This window comes from Streptomyces sp. SID4985 (assembly GCF_009863025.1).
Taxonomy (GTDB): domain Bacteria; phylum Actinomycetota; class Actinomycetes; order Streptomycetales; family Streptomycetaceae; genus Streptomyces.
This window is the reverse complement of record NZ_WWIR01000042.1, coordinates 1-205: the sequence shown is the minus strand read 5'-3', so window position 1 is coordinate 205 and position 205 is coordinate 1. Positions and strand designations below refer to the sequence as shown.

Annotated in this window: 1 protein-coding gene; it reads left to right on the top strand. The window is 70.2% G+C overall.

All coding sequences use genetic code 11. From position 1 onward, the window contains the following. Positions 1-48 precede the first annotated feature (48 nt). Positions 49-205: chaplin (locus GTW40_RS01680; RefSeq protein ID WP_161178346.1), on the top strand; the 157-nt coding region annotated here is incomplete at its 3' end.

The following is a 205-nucleotide window of genomic DNA, read 5'->3' as shown; positions in this document are numbered from 1 at the left end:
CAGCCCCCGGCGCGGCAATTGGAAGACCTGATTTATCGAGGAGACTCAATGAGCATCAAGAAGGCCGCCGCCGTCGGCGCCGCTGTCGTGGGCATCGTCGCCGCCGGTGCGGGCTCCGCCATGGCGAGCAGCGGCGCCGAGGGTGTCGCCGCCGGTTCCCCCGGTGTCGCCTCCGGCAACGAGATCCAGGTGCCGGTGCACATCC